Raw genomic sequence first — 15,726 nt, forward strand, 5'->3', positions numbered from 1 at the left:
TGGCCGGGGCCCGCGGGCGCGGGACGGTGCCTGGCACGCGTGGCGCGGCTAAGCGCCCGTGACCATCCAGCGACTGCTGCGGGCGCGCAGTCCCGTCGTCAGGGCTCGAGCGACCATGAAGAGCCCGGCGAACGCCGCCCACAGCCACGCCAGGCCCGCGGGTCCAGTCGGGGCCCAGGCGCCCACGGCCAGCGCTGCGGGGGCGTAGACGACAAGCGTCGCGATCCCGGCGAGGGCGAGGTACCGCCCGTCGCCCGCTCCGATGAGCACGCCGTCGAGGACGAAGACCCAGCCCGCCATCGGCATCAGCAGCCCGCACACCGCGAGCCCTGCGGCCGCGGCGGCGCGAACGCCGTCGTCGGGCCTGAACAGCGGCGCGACCCACCAGCCCGACGCCCCGAGCACGACGCCGATGACCACTCCGGCGAGAACGCCCCAGCGGAGGCATCGGCGGAGCACGGCGCGGGCGCGCTCGACGTCGCGCGCGCCGAGGGCGTGGCCGACGAGGGCCTGGGCGGCGATCGCGAGCGCGTCGAGAGCGAAGGCCGCCAGTCCCCACAGGCTGTTGACGATCTGGTGGGCGGCGAGCGTGACGTCGCCGAGCCGCGTGGCGACGGCGACGGTCAGCAGGATCGCGAACCGGAGCGAGGCCGTCCGTACAAGCAGCGGGAAGCCTGCGACGACGCTGGACCAGATGCCGCCGACGGCGGGCCGCAGCGAGGCACCCCGCCGTCTTGCCCCGCGGACGACGACGACGGTCAGAGTCGCCGCCATGCCGAGCTGCGTGAGCGCGGTGCCGAGGCCCGAGCCCGCGATCCCCAGTCCTGCGCCGTACACGAGCGCGATGTTGACGCCTGCGTTGACGACGGCGCCGATGGATGCGACCAGGAGGGGCGTGCGGGTATCTCGCAGTCCGCGCAGGACGCCGGTCGAGGCGAGGACGACCTCCATGCCGGGCAGGCCGATCGCGGAGGCGCGGATGTACGTGACGGCGTGCGTGGCGACGTCACCGGTGGCGCCCAGGGCGCTCACCGCCGCGGGGCCGAACACCCACGCGACCACGCCGAGCACCGCTCCGATGAGGAGCGCGAGCCACATGCCGTCGACGCCGCGCTGGAGGGCCTCACGCTCATGGCCGGCGCCGATGGCCCGGGAGACTGCGGCCGTGGTGGCGTAGGCAAGGAAGACGCACAGGCCGACGACCGTGAGAAGCAGGTTCGAGGCGAGGGCAAGGCCTGCGAGCTGGGCCGTGCCGAGGTGTCCGACGACCGCAGAGTCGACGAGGACGAACAGCGGTTCGGCGACGAGTGCGCCCAGCGCGGGGATCGCGAGAGCGAAGATCTCGCGGTCGATGGACGGTCCGCGCAGGGCGCCCGGTCGCTGAGTGGTCGGCGTGCGACCGACTTCACTCAACTTCTTTTCCTCCACAGGCTGAGGGAAACGTCAGTGCTGCTCAGGGCACCTCGGGGTGCTTGTACACAGAAACTTTCCCCAGTTGTGCACAGCTTCGTCCACGGGCTGTGCACAGCAGCGGAGGGTTCTCCACACCGTGGTCCACACCGGCGTCCACAGCGCTCGTTGCACGCCAGGCCAGGCGCGCCTAGCGTCGTCGCGGATGTCGGTGGTCCACGGTAAGACGAGGACACCACGGGGGCGTAGCCGGCGAAAACCAAGGGGCGGGGAAAAGCATGTCGATCGAGGAGCTCGAATCCTCTTACAGCGGCACCCCTGCAGCCTTCGACCGCACCCCACCACAGGATCTCAACGCCGAGATGAGCGTGCTCGGCGGCATGCTCATCAGCAAGGACGCGATCGCCGACGTCGTCGAGACGATCCGCGGCAACGACTTCTACCGTCCGGCGCACGAGACCATCTACGACTCGATCATCGACCTGTACGGCCGGGGCGAGCCCGCGGACGGCATCACCGTCGCGGACGAGCTGCGGCGGCGAGGCGAGCTCGAGCGCGTCGGGGGAGCCGCGTACCTGGCCGACCTCGTCGCCGGGGTCCCCACCGCGGCGAACGCCGGGTACTACGCGCGCATCGTGCACGAGCGCGCCGTGCTGCGTCGCCTCGTCGAGGCCGGCACCCGCATCGTCCAGCTCGGCTACGCGCGCGACGGCGGCGACGTCGACGACATCGTCAACAACGCCCAGGCGGAGATCTACGCGGTCACCGAGCGGCGCACCTCGGAGGACTACCTGCCGCTGTCCGAGATCATCGGCGGCACGATGGACGAGATCGAGGCAGCGGGCCACCGCGGGGAAGGCATGACCGGGGTACCGACGGGGTTTGCGGACCTTGATCGGCTCACCAACGGGCTGCATCCCGGACAGATGATCGTTATTGCCGCGAGACCCGCCATCGGTAAGGCGCTCGCGCTAGATACCCCCCTCCCGACGCCATCGGGGTGGACCACGATGGGGGAGGTCGCGGTCGGCGACCAGCTCCTCGGTGCGGACGGCCAACCGACACGGGTGGTCGCTGCGACCGAGGTCATGGAGGACCGGCCGTGCTATGAGGTGGTGTTCGACGACGGCACGGTGATCGTGGCGGATGCGGAGCACCTGTGGGCGACGAGCACGCGAGCTCAGCGTCGGAAGGTGCGTGCGGGCGAGCCTGCGGAGGCGAGCCTTCATACGACGCGCGAACTTGCCGCCACTGTGCGCTGCGAGACGGCGGACGCGCGCGCCAATCACACGGTTCGGAACTCGCGCGCGCTGAGACTGCCCGAGGCCGAGCTCCCGTTGCACCCTTATGCGCTGGGCATCTGGCTCGGTGACGGGCACTCCGACTCGGCTCGGTTCACGTCGGCCGACGTCGAGATCGCGATGACCCTCGAAGGGCTCGGCTATTACCTCACCGAGCGCGAGCCTTACGAGGGCAGGGCAAAGACCCTGTCGGCACCGTCGGGCGCGCCGATGTGCCCCGATTGCGGCAAGCCCAGTTCAGGCCATCGACGCTGCGCTGAGTGCCACAAATCGCACGGTTCCGTCGCCAGCATTCTGCGGACGCTCGGTGTTCTCGGCGACAAGCACATTCCCGTGCAATACCTCCGCGCATCTGAAGACCAGCGTCGAGCCCTGCTTGCTGGTCTGCTGGACACGGATGGAACGGTGAATCCCACTGGAAGCCCGCAGTTCACCGTCACCAATCGGCGACTCGCGGAGGGTGCAAGGGAGCTGCTCCATAGCCTCGGCTACCGGACCGGCTGGTCCGAGCGAGCGGTGAAGGGTCGCACAGTGGACTCCTCAACGGCGTTCACTATCACGTTTACGACCGACGACGACGTCTTTTGGCTCGAGCGAAAGCGGATCCTTCACAAGGAGCGACGTCGCACCGCGACACCTCGGCTCACCCAGCGTTGCATAGTCGAAGTCCGTCCGATCGCTTCCGTACCCGTCCGGTGCGTCCAGGTCGACAACCGCGACCACCTGTACCTCGCGAGCCGGGCCATGATCCCGACGCACAACTCGACGCTCGCGATCGACATCGCACGGTCCGCTTCGATCAAACACGGTCAGGCGTCGGTTGTCTTCTCGCTGGAGATGGGCCGCAACGAGATCACCATGCGCCTTCTGGCCGCCGAGGCGCGCGTGCACCTGCAGAAGCTGCGCAACGGCAACATGGGCGACGACGACTGGCAAAAGCTCGCCAAGGTCATGGGCAAGGTCTCCGAGGCGCCGCTGTTCATCGATGACTCTCCGAACATGTCGCTCATGGAGATCCGCGCCAAGGCGCGGCGGCTCAAGCAGCGGCACGACCTCAAGCTCGTGGTCATCGACTACCTGCAGCTCATGTCGTCGGGCAAGCGCGTCGAGTCGCGTCAGCAGGAGGTCTCGGAGTTCTCGCGTGCGCTGAAGCTGCTCGCGAAGGAGCTCGAGGTTCCCGTGATTGCGCTGTCGCAGCTGAACCGTGGGCCGGAGCAGCGCGGGGACAAGAAGCCGCAGATGTCCGACCTGCGCGAGTCGGGCTGCCTCACTGAAGACGCCCGGATCCTGCGCGCCGACACCGGCGCCGAGACCACGATGGGCGAGCTGTTCGCGCTCAACGCCAAGGACGTGCCGGTGTGGGCGCTCAACGAGCGGCTGCAGTACGTGCGCCGGCATTTGACTCATGTGTTCCCGACGGGCGTGAAGCCCGTGTTCCGCCTGCGCCTCGCGTCGGGCAAGGAGATCGAGGCGACGGCGAACCACCCGTTCCTCACATACGACGGATGGACCCCCCTGAGCGGGCTCCAGGTCGGGTCGCGCGTTGGCGTGCCACGGCACGTGCCAGGGCCGGAGCAGAACGCCGGGTGGGACGACCGGAAGGTCGTCATGCTGGCTCACCTGCTCGGCGACGGGTCGTTCGTGAAGCGGCAGCCGATCCGGTACGCGTCGATCGACGAGCGCAACCTCGCTGCGGTCGCCGAGGCCGCCGGTGCGTTCGGGATCACGCCGATCCGTCACGAGTGCGAGGCGGCGCGGGTGACGACACTTAGCCTGTCGGCGCCGTACCGACTCACGCATGGCAAGCGGAGCCCCATCGCGGAGTGGCTCGACGACATGGGCCTCTTCGGCGCTCGCAGCCACGAGAAGTTCATTCCGACAAGCGTCTTCCATCTGCCCAAGCGGCAGATCGCACTCTTCATCAAACACCTCTGGGCGACCGACGGTTCGGTCACCGTCAACAAGAACGGCCGCGGCGGCCGCATCTACTACTCCACGACGTCACGTGAGCTGGTCGACGGGCTCGCGCGCCTTCTCTTGCGCTTCGGCATCTCGACGCGTCTGCACAAGGTGACCCTGAAGGGCGCCTACCGCCAGGGGTACACGCTCGACGTCTCCGGTGTCGACGACCAGCGTCGGTTCTTGCAGGAGATCGGCGTGCACGGCGACCGCGGAGACACCGCCGCGAAGCTGCTGGAGATCATCCGAGACACACACGCGAACACGAACATCGACACCGTGCCCAAGCAGGTCTGGCAGGACGTGCGCGAGCTGCTCGTCGAGAACGGCAGGACGCACCGACAGTTCGCTGCGGCAATCGGGACGCAGTCCTGCGGCAGCACCCTGCGGAAGCACGCTCCCTCGCGCCAGCGCCTCGGCAAGATCGCGGCGGTGCTCGAGAGCGAGGCGCTCGAGATCATGGCGGTCAACGACCTGCTGTGGGACGAGGTGGTCGGGATCGAGCCGATGGGCGAAAAGCAGGTCTTCGACGCCACGGTGCTCGATACGCATAACTTCATCGCAAATGGCATCGCTGTTCACAACAGCATCGAGCAGGATGCCGACATGGTGATCCTTCTCCACCGCGAAGATGCGTATGAGAAGGAGTCGCCGCGGGCGGGCGAGGCCGATCTGATCGTGGCCAAGCACCGTAACGGTCCGACCGACACAATCACCGTGGCGTTCCAGGGGCACTACTCGCGCTTCGTGGACATGCAGGCCTGATGTTGTTTGTCGATCTGCGGCCTACTTTTCTCAACCTTGAATCCAAGAAGTTTTGCTCCGGTTCCGACGGAGCACCGCTAAACCATGCCTTGGCGCCGCCCGTCCATGACCGGAGATCGACGCGGTGCACTCATACACCCCGCCGCCACCGAAAAGACGGCGCAAAGTTGCGCCAGTGTCGAGCGGCGACTACGTCCCATGCGCGGATCGTAAGTACTTTCCGCGTCTTCCGGTAGCAGCCTCCGTGTCTTCGGCCGTGCCGGAGAGAGTCTCCCCGACGCTCTGCGGCCACAACAAGGGCTGCACCTGCCATCCCGCCTACGAGATGCTCAGCTCCCTGTTCCCATCCAGCAACTGAGCGTGACCGGAGCGCTGGGGTCTCAGTTCACCGACCCCAGAGTCGAACGCCGTGTACCGGCGCCCCGGGCGCCCAGCTCGAGGACACGCTGACCGCGGAGGCGCTCATCGAGCTCGGCGCGCGGCTCTTTAGCCGGGCGATTCAGTTGGTTCGGTTGGTACCGAAGTCGGTGCGGATGACTGGTCCTGCGGGGACTGAGTTTTTGAGCCCTGCTCAGGAGGGCGGCAGGGAACCATGCACGGTGGGTCTGGTTAGGCATCTCCCCAGCCCCATTCGTGCTTCGCCGTCTCCAGCTCTTCGCCGCTGAGCCAGTGAACCATCAGGACGCGCTCCTCGGCGAGACCTGCCGACGCGGGGGGCAGGTGGAGCCGGTACGACCCTTTCCTGATGTCATCGAGCCATGCGGAGTCCGGGCCCGTGGTGCCGTCGGACATGATCGCCTTTTCCGGGTAGGGAGCATCGCGAGAGTCCAGCCAGAATGCCTCGATCCACTCGACCCACTCCCTTCCTCGTGCCCACCGCGCCCACCAGAGTCGGCCGCCCGTGCGGGTGAACCTCGCCTCGACGCGGAAGGTTACGAAGCCCGTGACCTGGTCGTCGCTGACCTCGGCGGCGGTGTCCCGGAACATGTCGAGGCTCGCATCGTGATCGAACGCGCTCCAGTCTGGTTTCCAGGGCACGTCGCGGCCTCCGCTCGCTTACCCGGGACTCGGTCCGAGACGAACGCTACGGTATGGCTTCGGCGATCCGTGCCACCGCGGCGCGCGCCCGCTGCCCGAACCCCGGCATCGCCGGCGCAGTCGCACGTGGACCCCGGCGGGCTGGGCGTCTGGGCGCTTGGCGGTCGCTGCAACCGACTTTTCCTGGCACGGGCGACACGCCCGAGATCACGCAAAGTACAGCGGCGTGTCCGCGCAATCTGCGCTGCACGTCGACACTTGTCGATCTGCGCCCTACTTTGCACAACCGCCCGCGCATGTTTCATAAGCGCTGCTCCACCCTCGACGAGCGTCACTGAATACGGTGCACAGCGGCGGGGACCCGAGCGGCCTTGGCTGTAGCGCCCTCGCCTATGCTTCCCACCCATGTGGAGCGACGTGGCTGATGACCGGGTCGGTGAACTGGTGCGGAGCGTCAAGGTCAAGCTCGACGGATCGCGGAAGTCTCACACCGCGCGAGTCGCGCGCACTGGACCCGAGGGCATCTGGCTGTTCAGCCCGGCAGGCACTGAGATCATCGGGTCGGACGGCTCCCTCACGACGCAACCCGCCGACGGCGTGCAGTACTTCCCCCGGCACGTACTCCCCGAGACTGGCGGCCGGTTCGTCGCGTGGTGCTGGGCCGCAGCACCGGAGCCTCCCGCCGACTTCTGGAGTTCGCCCTGGATCTCGGTCGACATCGCGGCATCGCGGGACGAGCCCTTCTCATTCCTCGACCTTGAACTTGACCTGTGGTGCTCGAGCGATGGCTCGGGCATCGTCGACGTTGAAGAGCTCGACGCAGCCGAGCGCGCGGGGTGGGTCGACGCGGCCGGTGCCACCCGAGCTCGTGGCTCGGCCGACGAAGTGCAGCGAGAACTGAAGGTGGGTTATCAGGATGCATTCGGCCGCGTCGGCTGGAATCTCCTCGCACAAGTGCGCGGGCGCCCGGCGCACGAGGCCTGAGCGCCTGCGCCCACCCCGGCCGGCTTCGTGCGACCTACTTTTCGCACCCGCGGCGACACGCCCGAGACTACGCAAAATGCAGCGGCGTGTCCGCGCAGTCTGCGCCGCACGTCAACAGTTGTTGTCGACTTCGCGCCCTTCGATGTGGCGGGTCACCTGGAGGCGGTCGACCGCATGCGGTACGAGTTTCCGCAGCTGCGCATCCACACCGGCGTCGAGTTCGGTCAGCCTCACCTGATGGGCGGCCGCGCGGAGGCGATCGTCGACCTGGACCTCGTCGATCGGGTTCTTGGCTCGCTGCACACGCTTGACCTCGGCGACGGCCCCGCCGAGCCTCATACGCTGTTCCGCAAGCACGACCCGGCTGAGGTGATGCGCGCGTACCTCGAGCACGTACCCGCAATGGTCAAGGGATCCGAAGCTTTTGAGGTCTTCACCCACATCGACTACGCGGTGAGGCTATGGCCGGTCGCCACGGCGGGGCCGTTCGACCCGCGCGCGTTCGAGGACGGGTCTCGCGCGGCGATGCGGTCGATCGCGGAGGGGGGTCGTGCGCTCGAGATGAACACCCGACGCCTCTGGTCATGGATCCCGAAATGGTGGGCCGACTCGGGTGGGAAGGCCGTGATCTTCGGCAGCGACGCCCACACGCCGGAGGCCATCGCGTCGAACTTCCCTCAGGCAACCGCGATGCTCGAGCACTTCGGCTTCCGGCCCGGGAGCACGCCCGAGCAGTTCTGGACTCGTCCACGCGCGGACTAGCATCCGGCGCCCTCGCCGTCAGACTTCCCGCGTCCCGGGCTTGCCTTCGCAACGACGAAGACGTTCCCGGATCGAGATGAGTGCGGTGGCGTGTCTGAGAAACCTTCGTTGCAGGTCCGACAGGTGATGATGTCGATCCGCTGCGACCGCTGTCGACATGCAGGCCTGATCGCCTGTCGAGCAGAGGCTCAGCGGCTCCTCAGATGAGCAATCAGCAGTGCCAGGGTGTCCTCGAGGTGGTCGGTGCGCCCCGTCGAGCGCAGGATCACGACTCCGCCCTGGATGCCTGCGATGAACGCTGCAGCGGTGCGCCGCGCGTCGAGGTCGGTGCGCACCTCGCCCTTCGCCTGCATCGTCTCGATGCCACGCTGCACGTGGCCCTGCCACTGCTCGAGCAGCGACGTCGAGACCTCGGCGGCTCCTGGCACGCTTCCGACCTGGCTCATGAGCGATGCCAGTGGGCAGCTCGCTCCCTGCGCCCGGTACCGCGCGATCAAGGCCCTACGCCATCGGTCCCATGCGGCCCACGAGGCGAGCGCACCGAGGTGCGGCTGCTGGTCGTCGATGACGCGGGCGGCCTCGAGCCGCGCGACCTCGAGGAAGAGCTCCTCCTTGCCGCCGGGGAAGTAGTGGAAGAGCTGGCTCTTGCTCGACTGCGTGACGTCACGGATGTCGTCGAGCGTGGCGTCGCCCGGTTCGGAGGAGCGCAGGTAGGCGGCGGCCCCCTCGAGGATGTGCCGGCGGGTCGCGGCGCCCTTGGCGGTCAAGGTCATGGCGGCGACGCTACCTCAGTTCTGGACTTGTGGGTCCAATTTCGTGCTCCTACCGTCGCCGGCATGAACACCATGAATACCACCAGCCCCGGTCAGGTCGTCACCGGCTTCGTCGCCACCTTCGCGAGCAAGGACCCCGCCCGCTTGGCTCCCTTCCTCGCGCCCGGCGTCGAGTTCGAGGCCTACGGCGAGCGGCCCGTCGTCGGCCGCGACGCCGTCCTCATGACGTGGGGCGGTGTGTTCGCGAACTTCGAGCGCGTCGAGTTCTCGACGCTCCACCAGGCCGTGACCGGCGACGTCGTGCTCGAGGAACAGGTCCACGGCCTCGCCCTTCCCGGCCGTCACCTCGCCCCGATCAGAAACGTCGCGGTCTACCGCGTCCGCGACGGTCAGATCGTCGAATGGCGTGACTACACCGACTCGCAGCACGCCCGGACCCTCCTGTGAGCGGCACGACGGCGATGAACCACTACTACCTGCTCGGCCGTTCCGGCCTGCGGGTCAGCCGGCTCGCGCTCGGCACCATGAACTTCGGCGTCGACGGCTTCCACGCCGCGTACGGCAAGACGCTGGAGGAGGCTGAGCCGATCTTCCGCCGGTATGTCGAGTCGGGCGGCAACTTCGTCGACACCGCCGACTTCTACACCGCGGGCGAGAGCGAGCGCATCGTCGGCCGCCTCGTCGCGCAGGCGGGAAACCGTGAACGCCTGGTCCTGACCAGCAAGTTCACCAACACGATCGACCCCACGGACCCGAACGCGAGCGGCAACGGCCGCAAGCACATGATCCGCGCGCTCGAGGCGTCCCTGCGGCGCCTGGGCACCGACTACCTGGACCTGTACCTGTTGCACACGTGGGACCGCGTCACCCCGGTCGAGGAGGTCGTGCAGACCTTCGACGATCTGGTTCGGGCGGGCAAGATCCGCTACGCCGGCCTCTCGAACGTGCCCGCCTGGTACGCCACGCGCGCCCAGTCCTACGCCGAGGCGCACGGCCTCACACCGTTCGTCACGGTCCAGCTGCCCTACTCCCTCGCCGACCGGGGCATCGAGGCGGAGTACGTGCCGATGGCCCAGACGCTGGGCATGGGCCTGGCGGCGTGGAGCCCTCTGGCCGGTGGCCTGCTGACGGGCAAGTACCGGCGCACGGCCGACGGCGTCGCGGGGGAGGGACGTATCGGGAACCCGGATGCACCCGGGCGGCCCGTGAACGAGCACGACTGGGCCGTCATCGATGCGCTGCGCGACGTCGCCGCCGAGGTCAGGCGGCCCATGGCACAGGTCGCGCTGGCCTGGTCGCTGGCACAGCCGGCGGTCACGTCGCTCATCGTGGGCGCCAGCAGCGTGACCCAGCTCGACAGCAGCCTCGCCGCGCTTGACCTCCAGCTGCCGAATGACGCGCTGCTGCGCCTCGACCAGGCCAGCGCACCTGGGCACCGTGCGGCGTACGGGATGTTCACGCCGGAGTACCAGTCGTGGGTGGTCAGTCCCGGCCTGGCGATCGGCGACCGCCCGGCTGGCTTCCAACCGCCGGTCCGGAACGCCCGCTGAAGGTGGCCGACGCCAGCGGGCCCGCGGCGTCGGTCGGCAGAAGGCCGGGTCTTCGGCGGCGGGTGCCGGCCGGGCGAGGGCGTTGTGTCCCTCGCCCGCCCCGGCCGGCTCACGTGGACAGCGCGTCCTTCGGGATCGCGGCAGCCTGTGCGATGGCGGCCTTCGACTGCGCAGTGTCGGTTGAGATCACAAACTACAGCGGCGTGTCCGAGCAGTTGGGCGGCTCGCGAAAGAGGTCCTCGGCGATGGGTCTACTCGAGCCTTTGACCGCGACCTGGCCCATGGATCCGGCCAGGTCGTGGCGGCGCAGCGCGGCCAGGAACTTCCGGCTTCGAAACTGACCGGACTCTGTCCGAATGCACGATGCAGCCGGCCACATCAGCACCGCTGATGCCCCGTCGGGCGACCGCGGAGTTGAGCGCGTTCACGGTTCGTGCAGAGTGTTGAGCATGACGAAGTCGTGGATGGTTCCCATGTAGCGGACGCCGGTGACCTCGGCGCCGGCCGCGCGGAGCTCTGTCTCGAACCGCGCTTCGCTGCAGAAGAACGTCTTGGACCGGCGCCGCTGGACCACCCGCGACCAGCTGCGCATCGCGATTGTGACCTGTATCGAACGGACCTACGACGACTTCATCCGGTCGCTGATAGTCCCACGCTTCCGTTTGGCTGTCAGTCGTTGGGGTGACTCACGGGGCGCGTGAGCGTCGCCGATTTCGACCAGATGAGGCGGTCGCACGCGTCGTGGCCGGTCGTCGAGTTCATCGGACTTCAAGACATGCTCGGCACGCGATCTGCGCTGCACGTCGACACGTTGCTGTCGACGTGCAGCCGAGATTGCACACTCCTCCGCCTACGCTGCATGACTTTTGCTTTGCCTGTTCGTGACTACATGTGGGGTTGCGGGCGCCGGGTACCAGGGCCGGCGCCTACCGGATGTGGTCGATGCCGACGTTGAGGCGGCGCAACTGGTACCTCCACGGCGCCAGCCGGGGCGCGTCCAGCGCTACGCCGGCATCGGCGGCGATCCACTCGACGACCTCGTCGGTCGTCCGGTGGTCGGTGTGTACATGCGTGGCGTAGCGCTCCTGGGCGAGGGCGGCGACGCAGCGCGGGATCTGCTGCACCGCCCAGGTCTCGCGGCGCAGGCCGGAGCGCGTGAACGCGATGCGGGTGCTGAGCCGCTTGAGCAGTGTCTCCGGGCTCGCGATGAGGGCGTAGTGGGGGACGTCCACCCCGCGAGAACCCAGCCCGCCGACGATCTCGTCGAAGTAGTCGTCACGCACGATCGTCATCGGCACGAGCACCGGGCCAGCGTGGGCGGCCTCGGCCTGCTGAAGAATGTCGACGACGGCGGAACGCCACGGGGCGAGGTCCTGGAAGTCGGGGCGCGCTGCGGGCGGGAGCGTCCGTTGAAGGGCGAAGCCGAGGAGCTCGGGGTCGGCGACGTGCGCGTCGACCAGCCGACGCCGCAGCTCGAACGCGGTCTGGGTCTTCCCCGCGCCGAACGCGCCGTTGATCCAGATGAGCATGCCTCGGAGCCTAGATGGCCCCGTGACGGCGTCGGGGCGGCCGGGGGGCTAAACGGCGAACCGGTCTCGATCTGCGCTGAACCTCGACATCAGCTGTCGATCCAGCTGGTCGTGGTCTCGAGGTCAGGGAGGGACCGCGCATCGACTCCACGCGCGGGCGGAGCTCAGTCGGCGGTGATGCGCCACCGGGCCGTCTGACCGGCCGATGGGAAACGCGATCCGCAGGCCTGGAGCCACGAATCGCGTCTGGCTGGCTCCGCGCCTCACGGCCGCGAGTGGAGCGTGACCACGTAGCCGTCGGGGTCGGCGAACGCGAACGTGATCCCGAAGGGGCCGTCGAAGGGCTCGGTGACGATCCGCACGCCTGCGTCGACGAGGCGCCCGTGCACAGTCGACGCGTCAGGATTGTGGAACCACACGGCGATGCCAGTGCCCAGGGGTCCGCTGGCATCGAGGTCCATGCCTGGGAAGGGGTCGCGAAGAGCGAAGGTTGTGCCGCTTGCCGAGAAGGCGGAGGCGTGCGGGTTGGGTACCGGAATGGGCTGCATGCCGACCAGCTCGGTGTAGAACGCGGCCGAAGCTGCACGGTCGCGCACCTGGAACGAGACGAAGTCGGGGCCGGACGTGGTGCTAAGCGGTTCGCCAACCGCGGGGCGCACGTCGTCGGCGTTGACGGCAGTGCCGAGTTGGTTGCCCAGGCGCGAGTACATCATCCGGGACTGCGGTTCGAGGTGGCCAACCTGACCGTCGGCCTTCCGAGCGGCCTTCCCGGGCCGTTCGATCTCGTGGTCAGTCACATGGTGCTGATGGACGTGCCCGTTCTCGACAGGGTGCTTGCCGATGTGGCGACGACCCTGACCGACGGCGGGGTATTGGTGGCCACGATCCTGCACCCGTCGTTCTTTCGCCAGCAGCCGGTGTACGGCGAAGTACGGCACCGGCGGGTGATGGGCTGCCTCGAGCACGAGCAGTGGTGGATCGACTCCTTCGGCGGGCACCGCCACTACCACCGGCCCTCGCCTGGTACATGCAGCGCCTCCGGGACGCCGGGCTGGCGGTGGTGGACATGGACGAACCGCAGACGCTTCCTAGCCGTCGCGACCCGGAGCGGGAGTGGACCGACGACGAGCGGTGGTTCGCGACGATCCCCACCATGCTCTCGATCGGCGCGCAAAGGCGATTGAGTGTGGTCACCTGATTTGGCCCCACCTGGAGCCGTTTTCTTCACGAATCTTGGCCCCGGCTGGGTGGGTGATCTCGCGGGCGGGTGGGGCCGCGTGTCTTCACGAAAGTTGGCCCCACCCCCGGTTCAGATCTTCTCGACGACGTCGTCGGGGAGGTCGGAATGGTCAGGTCCAGGGTGGAGCTGTTCGAAGAGATCCGTGTCGATCACCGCCGTGAGGAGCTCTCGATCCGTGAGCTGGCGACGCGGCACGGGGTGCACCGGCGCACGGTGCGCCAGGCGTTGGCGTCCGCGGTCCCGCCGCCGCGCAAGGAGTACGCCTCGCGGGGCCGGCCGGCGATCGATCCGTGGAAGGAGTTGATCGACGCCTGGTTGAGCGCCGACAAGGACGTGCCGGTCAAGCAGCGGCACACCGCCCGGCGGGTGTGGCAGCGGCTGGTCGCCGAGCATGGCGCGGACCTGTCGGAGGTGAGCGTCTCCCGGTATGTGGCCCTCCGGCGCCGCCAGCTGGGCCTGGACCGCGTCGAGGTGTTTGTCCCGCAGGCTCACGACCTGGGCGCGGAGGCCGAGGTCGACTTCGGGGAGTTCCACATCCGCCTGGCCGGGCAGGATCTGAAGGTCTGGATGTTCGCGATGCGACTGTCCGCCTCTGGCAGGGCGTTCCACTACGCGTTCGCGAACCAGGCGCAGGAGGCGTTCCTCGAAGGGCACGTGCGCGGGTTGGCGTACTTCGGCGGGGTGCCCGCCCGGGTCCGGTACGACAACCTCAAGCCTGCCGTGGTGCGGATTCTGCGGGGCCGAGACCGGCTCGAGAACGACCGGTTCACCGCGCTGCGCTCGCACTACGGGTTCGCCTCGTTCTTCTGCGTCCCGGGCAAGGACGGTGCGCACGAGAAGGGCGGCATCGAGGGCGAGATCGGCCGGTTCCGCCGCACGCACCTGGTGCCCATCCCGGACGTGGCCTCGATGACTGCCCTGAACGAACTGATCGCCGCCGGTGACCTCGCCGACGACGCCCGGGTGATCACCGGGCACCACGCAGGCGTGGGGGTCGAGTTCGCCGCCGAGCAGGCCACCCTCGCGCCGTTGCCGGGCGAGGCGTTCGACACCTCCTCGGTGATCAGCGCGAAGGTCGACTCCCGTTCACGGGTGTGCGTGCGCCAGGCGTACTACTCCGTCCCGGTCCGCTACGTCGCCAAGCGCCTGACCGTGCGCCTGGGCGCCGCCACCGTGGAGGTCCTCGACGGGGCGAAGGTCGTCGCGGTCCACGAGCGGGCCACGGCGAAGTACGTCGACGTCCTCGACCTGGACCACTACCTGGAGATCCTCGCGCGCAAGCCCGGCGCGCTGCCCGGCGCTACCGCGCTCGCCCAGGCCAAGAAGTCCGGGGCGTTCACCCCGGACCACCAGGCGTACTGGGACGCGGCGCGGGCCGCGCGCGGGGACGGGCCCGGCACCCGGGACCTGATCGAGGTCCTCCTCGCGCACCGCACCCTGCCCGCGCCCGCGCTGAGGGCGGCGATGCGCACCGCGATCACCACCGGGATCCTCGACCCGGCCTCGGTGCTCATCGACGCCCGCCGCGCCGCCGAACCCCCGCTCGCGCCCGTGATCCCGATCGATGCCCTGACCCGCTACGACCGCTCCGCCCCCACCCTTCACGGCTACGACGACCTGCTGACCGGCAATAACCGATGACCAGCAACGACGCCGCCCTGGCCGCGATCAACGTCACGACCAAGGACCTGTACCTGACCACGGTGCGCGCCGAGGCGCAGCCCCTGGCCGCCGCCGCACTACGCGAGCAACGCTCCCACCTGGCCTACCTCGCCGACGTCCTGACCGCGGAAGTCGATGCCCGCGCCGAACGCCGCCGCGGGCGGCGGATCAAGGAAGCCCGGTTTCCCCGCACCAAACGGCTCGCGGACTTCGACACCACCAGCTCACCGATCCACGGCGCCACCCTCGCCGCCCTGGCCACCGGCGCCTACCTCGCCGCGGGCGAACCCGTCGTCCTGCTCGGCGACTCCGGCACCGGCAAGACCCACCTGCTCATCGGGCTGGGCACCGCCGCCTGCGAGATGGGCAAGGCCGTGCGCTACACCACCTGCGCGAACCTGATCAACGAGCTCGTCGAGGCCGCCGACGACCGCGAGCTGGCCCGCACCGTGGCCCGCTACGGCCGCCTGGACCTGCTCTGCCTCGACGAGCTCGGCTACGTCCACGCCGACCCCCGCGGCGCCGAGCTCCTCTTCCAGATCATGACCGAACGCGAAGAGAAATCCTCCATCGCGATCGCCACCAACCTGCCCTTCAGCGAATGGGGCACCGTGTTCCCCGACCCGCGACTCGTCTCCGCGATCGTCGACCGCGTCACCTTCAACGCCCACATCCTGCAGACCGGCACCGAGTCCTACCGGCTCCGCACGTCCAAGCGCCGCCGGGGCCAAGATTCGTGACAACAAGTGGGGC

Annotated in this window: 14 protein-coding genes and 1 pseudogene; 9 read left to right on the forward strand and 6 right to left on the reverse strand. The window is 68.7% G+C overall.

All coding sequences use genetic code 11. From position 1 onward, the window contains the following. Positions 1–48 precede the first annotated feature (48 nt). Positions 49–1,413 (reverse strand): MATE family efflux transporter, encoded by a 1,365-nt coding sequence (locus ACO4JP_RS01215; RefSeq protein WP_425955581.1) that lies wholly within the window; start codon positions 1,411–1,413, stop codon positions 49–51. Between the two features lie 275 nt (positions 1,414–1,688). On the opposite strand from ACO4JP_RS01215, the gene ACO4JP_RS01220 reads away from it, so the two are divergent. Further along, positions 1,689–5,435, forward strand: coding sequence for a replicative DNA helicase (locus tag ACO4JP_RS01220; protein ID WP_425955582.1), 3,747 nt, complete (start codon positions 1,689–1,691; stop codon positions 5,433–5,435). Positions 5,436–6,044: 609 nt separating this feature from the next. Here ACO4JP_RS01220 and ACO4JP_RS01225 read toward each other — a convergent pair. Continuing rightward, positions 6,045–6,473, reverse strand: a complete 429-nt coding sequence (locus tag ACO4JP_RS01225) for a hypothetical protein (protein ID WP_425955583.1) — start codon at positions 6,471–6,473, stop codon at positions 6,045–6,047. A gap of 405 nt (positions 6,474–6,878) precedes the next feature. Between ACO4JP_RS01225 and ACO4JP_RS01230 the strand changes: the two genes are divergently transcribed. Together ACO4JP_RS01230 and ACO4JP_RS01235 are read left to right on the forward strand one after the other, a co-directional pair. Beyond that, the gene (locus ACO4JP_RS01230) at positions 6,879–7,457 is read left to right on the forward strand and encodes a hypothetical protein (protein ID WP_425955584.1); all 579 of its coding nucleotides are present in this window, start codon (positions 6,879–6,881) and stop codon (positions 7,455–7,457) included. A gap of 174 nt (positions 7,458–7,631) precedes the next feature. After that, entirely contained in the window at positions 7,632–8,219 is a 588-nt protein-coding gene (locus ACO4JP_RS01235) for a hypothetical protein (protein WP_425955585.1), read from the forward strand. Positions 8,220–8,407: 188 nt separating this feature from the next. Here ACO4JP_RS01235 and ACO4JP_RS01240 read toward each other — a convergent pair whose 3' ends face one another. Next, positions 8,408–8,992, reverse strand: a complete 585-nt coding sequence (locus ACO4JP_RS01240) for a TetR/AcrR family transcriptional regulator (protein ID WP_425955586.1) — start codon at positions 8,990–8,992, stop codon at positions 8,408–8,410. 63 nt (positions 8,993–9,055) lie between these two features. Here ACO4JP_RS01240 and ACO4JP_RS01245 point away from each other — a divergent pair, with 63 nt between their 5' ends. Further along, positions 9,056–9,439 carry a nuclear transport factor 2 family protein gene (locus ACO4JP_RS01245; protein WP_425955587.1) on the forward strand — a complete coding sequence of 128 codons (384 nt, stop codon included), beginning with the start codon at positions 9,056–9,058 and terminating at the stop codon, positions 9,437–9,439. Beyond that, on the forward strand, positions 9,436–10,542 hold the full coding sequence (locus ACO4JP_RS01250) for an aldo/keto reductase (RefSeq protein ID WP_425955588.1): 1,107 nt from the start codon (positions 9,436–9,438) through the stop codon (positions 10,540–10,542). Before ACO4JP_RS01245 ends, ACO4JP_RS01250 begins: the two co-directional genes overlap by 4 nt. Before the next feature lie 424 nt (positions 10,543–10,966). Here ACO4JP_RS01250 and ACO4JP_RS01255 read toward each other — a convergent pair whose 3' ends face one another. The 3 genes from ACO4JP_RS01255 to ACO4JP_RS01265 all read right to left on the reverse strand — a co-directional run bounded on the left by ACO4JP_RS01255 (position 10,967) and on the right by ACO4JP_RS01265 (position 12,730). Continuing rightward, positions 10,967–11,134, reverse strand: coding sequence for a hypothetical protein (locus ACO4JP_RS01255; protein WP_425957148.1), 168 nt, complete (start codon positions 11,132–11,134; stop codon positions 10,967–10,969). 334 nt (positions 11,135–11,468) lie between these two features. Then, positions 11,469–12,071 (reverse strand): AAA family ATPase, encoded by a 603-nt coding sequence (locus tag ACO4JP_RS01260; RefSeq protein WP_425955589.1) that lies wholly within the window; start codon positions 12,069–12,071, stop codon positions 11,469–11,471. A 263-nt stretch (positions 12,072–12,334) separates the two neighbouring features. Beyond that, complete coding sequence (locus ACO4JP_RS01265) at positions 12,335–12,730, reverse strand: VOC family protein (RefSeq protein ID WP_425955590.1); 396 nt, start codon at positions 12,728–12,730, stop codon at positions 12,335–12,337. Here ACO4JP_RS01265 and ACO4JP_RS01270 point away from each other — a divergent pair. The 4 genes and pseudogenes from ACO4JP_RS01270 to istB all read left to right on the forward strand — a co-directional run. After that, positions 12,668–12,895 (forward strand): annotated as a pseudogene (locus tag ACO4JP_RS01270) (class I SAM-dependent methyltransferase); the annotation flags it as partial. The gene ACO4JP_RS01265 and the pseudogene ACO4JP_RS01270 overlap by 63 nt on opposite strands. A gap of 203 nt (positions 12,896–13,098) precedes the next feature. Beyond that, entirely contained in the window at positions 13,099–13,269 is a 171-nt protein-coding gene (locus ACO4JP_RS01275; protein WP_425957149.1) for a hypothetical protein, read from the forward strand. Positions 13,270–13,416: 147 nt separating this feature from the next. Beyond that, on the forward strand, positions 13,417–14,952 hold the full coding sequence (gene istA, locus ACO4JP_RS01280) for an IS21 family transposase (RefSeq protein WP_425955591.1): 1,536 nt from the start codon (positions 13,417–13,419) through the stop codon (positions 14,950–14,952). Next, positions 14,949–15,713 (forward strand): IS21-like element helper ATPase IstB, encoded by a 765-nt coding sequence (gene istB, locus ACO4JP_RS01285; protein WP_425954099.1) that lies wholly within the window; start codon positions 14,949–14,951, stop codon positions 15,711–15,713. The genes istA and istB overlap by 4 nt, the downstream gene beginning before the upstream one ends. The last annotated feature ends 13 nt before the right edge of the window (positions 15,714–15,726 follow it).

This window comes from Xylanimonas sp. McL0601, from assembly GCF_049852175.1.
Classification (GTDB): Bacteria; Actinomycetota; Actinomycetes; order Actinomycetales; family Cellulomonadaceae; genus Xylanimonas.

Excerpts from the sequence above, each read along its gene's own strand:
- ACO4JP_RS01240 (WP_425955586.1), bottom strand. The coding sequence starts at position 8,992 with ATGACCTTGACCGCCAAGGGCGCCGCGACCCGCCGGCACATCCTCGAG.
- ACO4JP_RS01245 (WP_425955587.1), top strand. The coding sequence starts at position 9,056 with ATGAACACCATGAATACCACCAGCCCCGGTCAGGTCGTCACCGGCTTC.
- ACO4JP_RS01235 (WP_425955585.1), top strand. The coding sequence starts at position 7,632 with ATGCGGTACGAGTTTCCGCAGCTGCGCATCCACACCGGCGTCGAGTTC.
- ACO4JP_RS01255 (WP_425957148.1), bottom strand. The coding sequence starts at position 11,134 with ATGCGCAGCTGGTCGCGGGTGGTCCAGCGGCGCCGGTCCAAGACGTTC.
- ACO4JP_RS01275 (WP_425957149.1), top strand. The coding sequence starts at position 13,099 with ATGCAGCGCCTCCGGGACGCCGGGCTGGCGGTGGTGGACATGGACGAA.
- istA (WP_425955591.1), top strand. The coding sequence starts at position 13,417 with ATGGTCAGGTCCAGGGTGGAGCTGTTCGAAGAGATCCGTGTCGATCAC.
- ACO4JP_RS01230 (WP_425955584.1), top strand. The coding sequence starts at position 6,879 with ATGTGGAGCGACGTGGCTGATGACCGGGTCGGTGAACTGGTGCGGAGC.
- ACO4JP_RS01220 (WP_425955582.1), top strand. The coding sequence starts at position 1,689 with ATGTCGATCGAGGAGCTCGAATCCTCTTACAGCGGCACCCCTGCAGCC.
- istB (WP_425954099.1), top strand. The coding sequence starts at position 14,949 with ATGACCAGCAACGACGCCGCCCTGGCCGCGATCAACGTCACGACCAAG.
- ACO4JP_RS01260 (WP_425955589.1), bottom strand. The coding sequence starts at position 12,071 with ATGCTCATCTGGATCAACGGCGCGTTCGGCGCGGGGAAGACCCAGACC.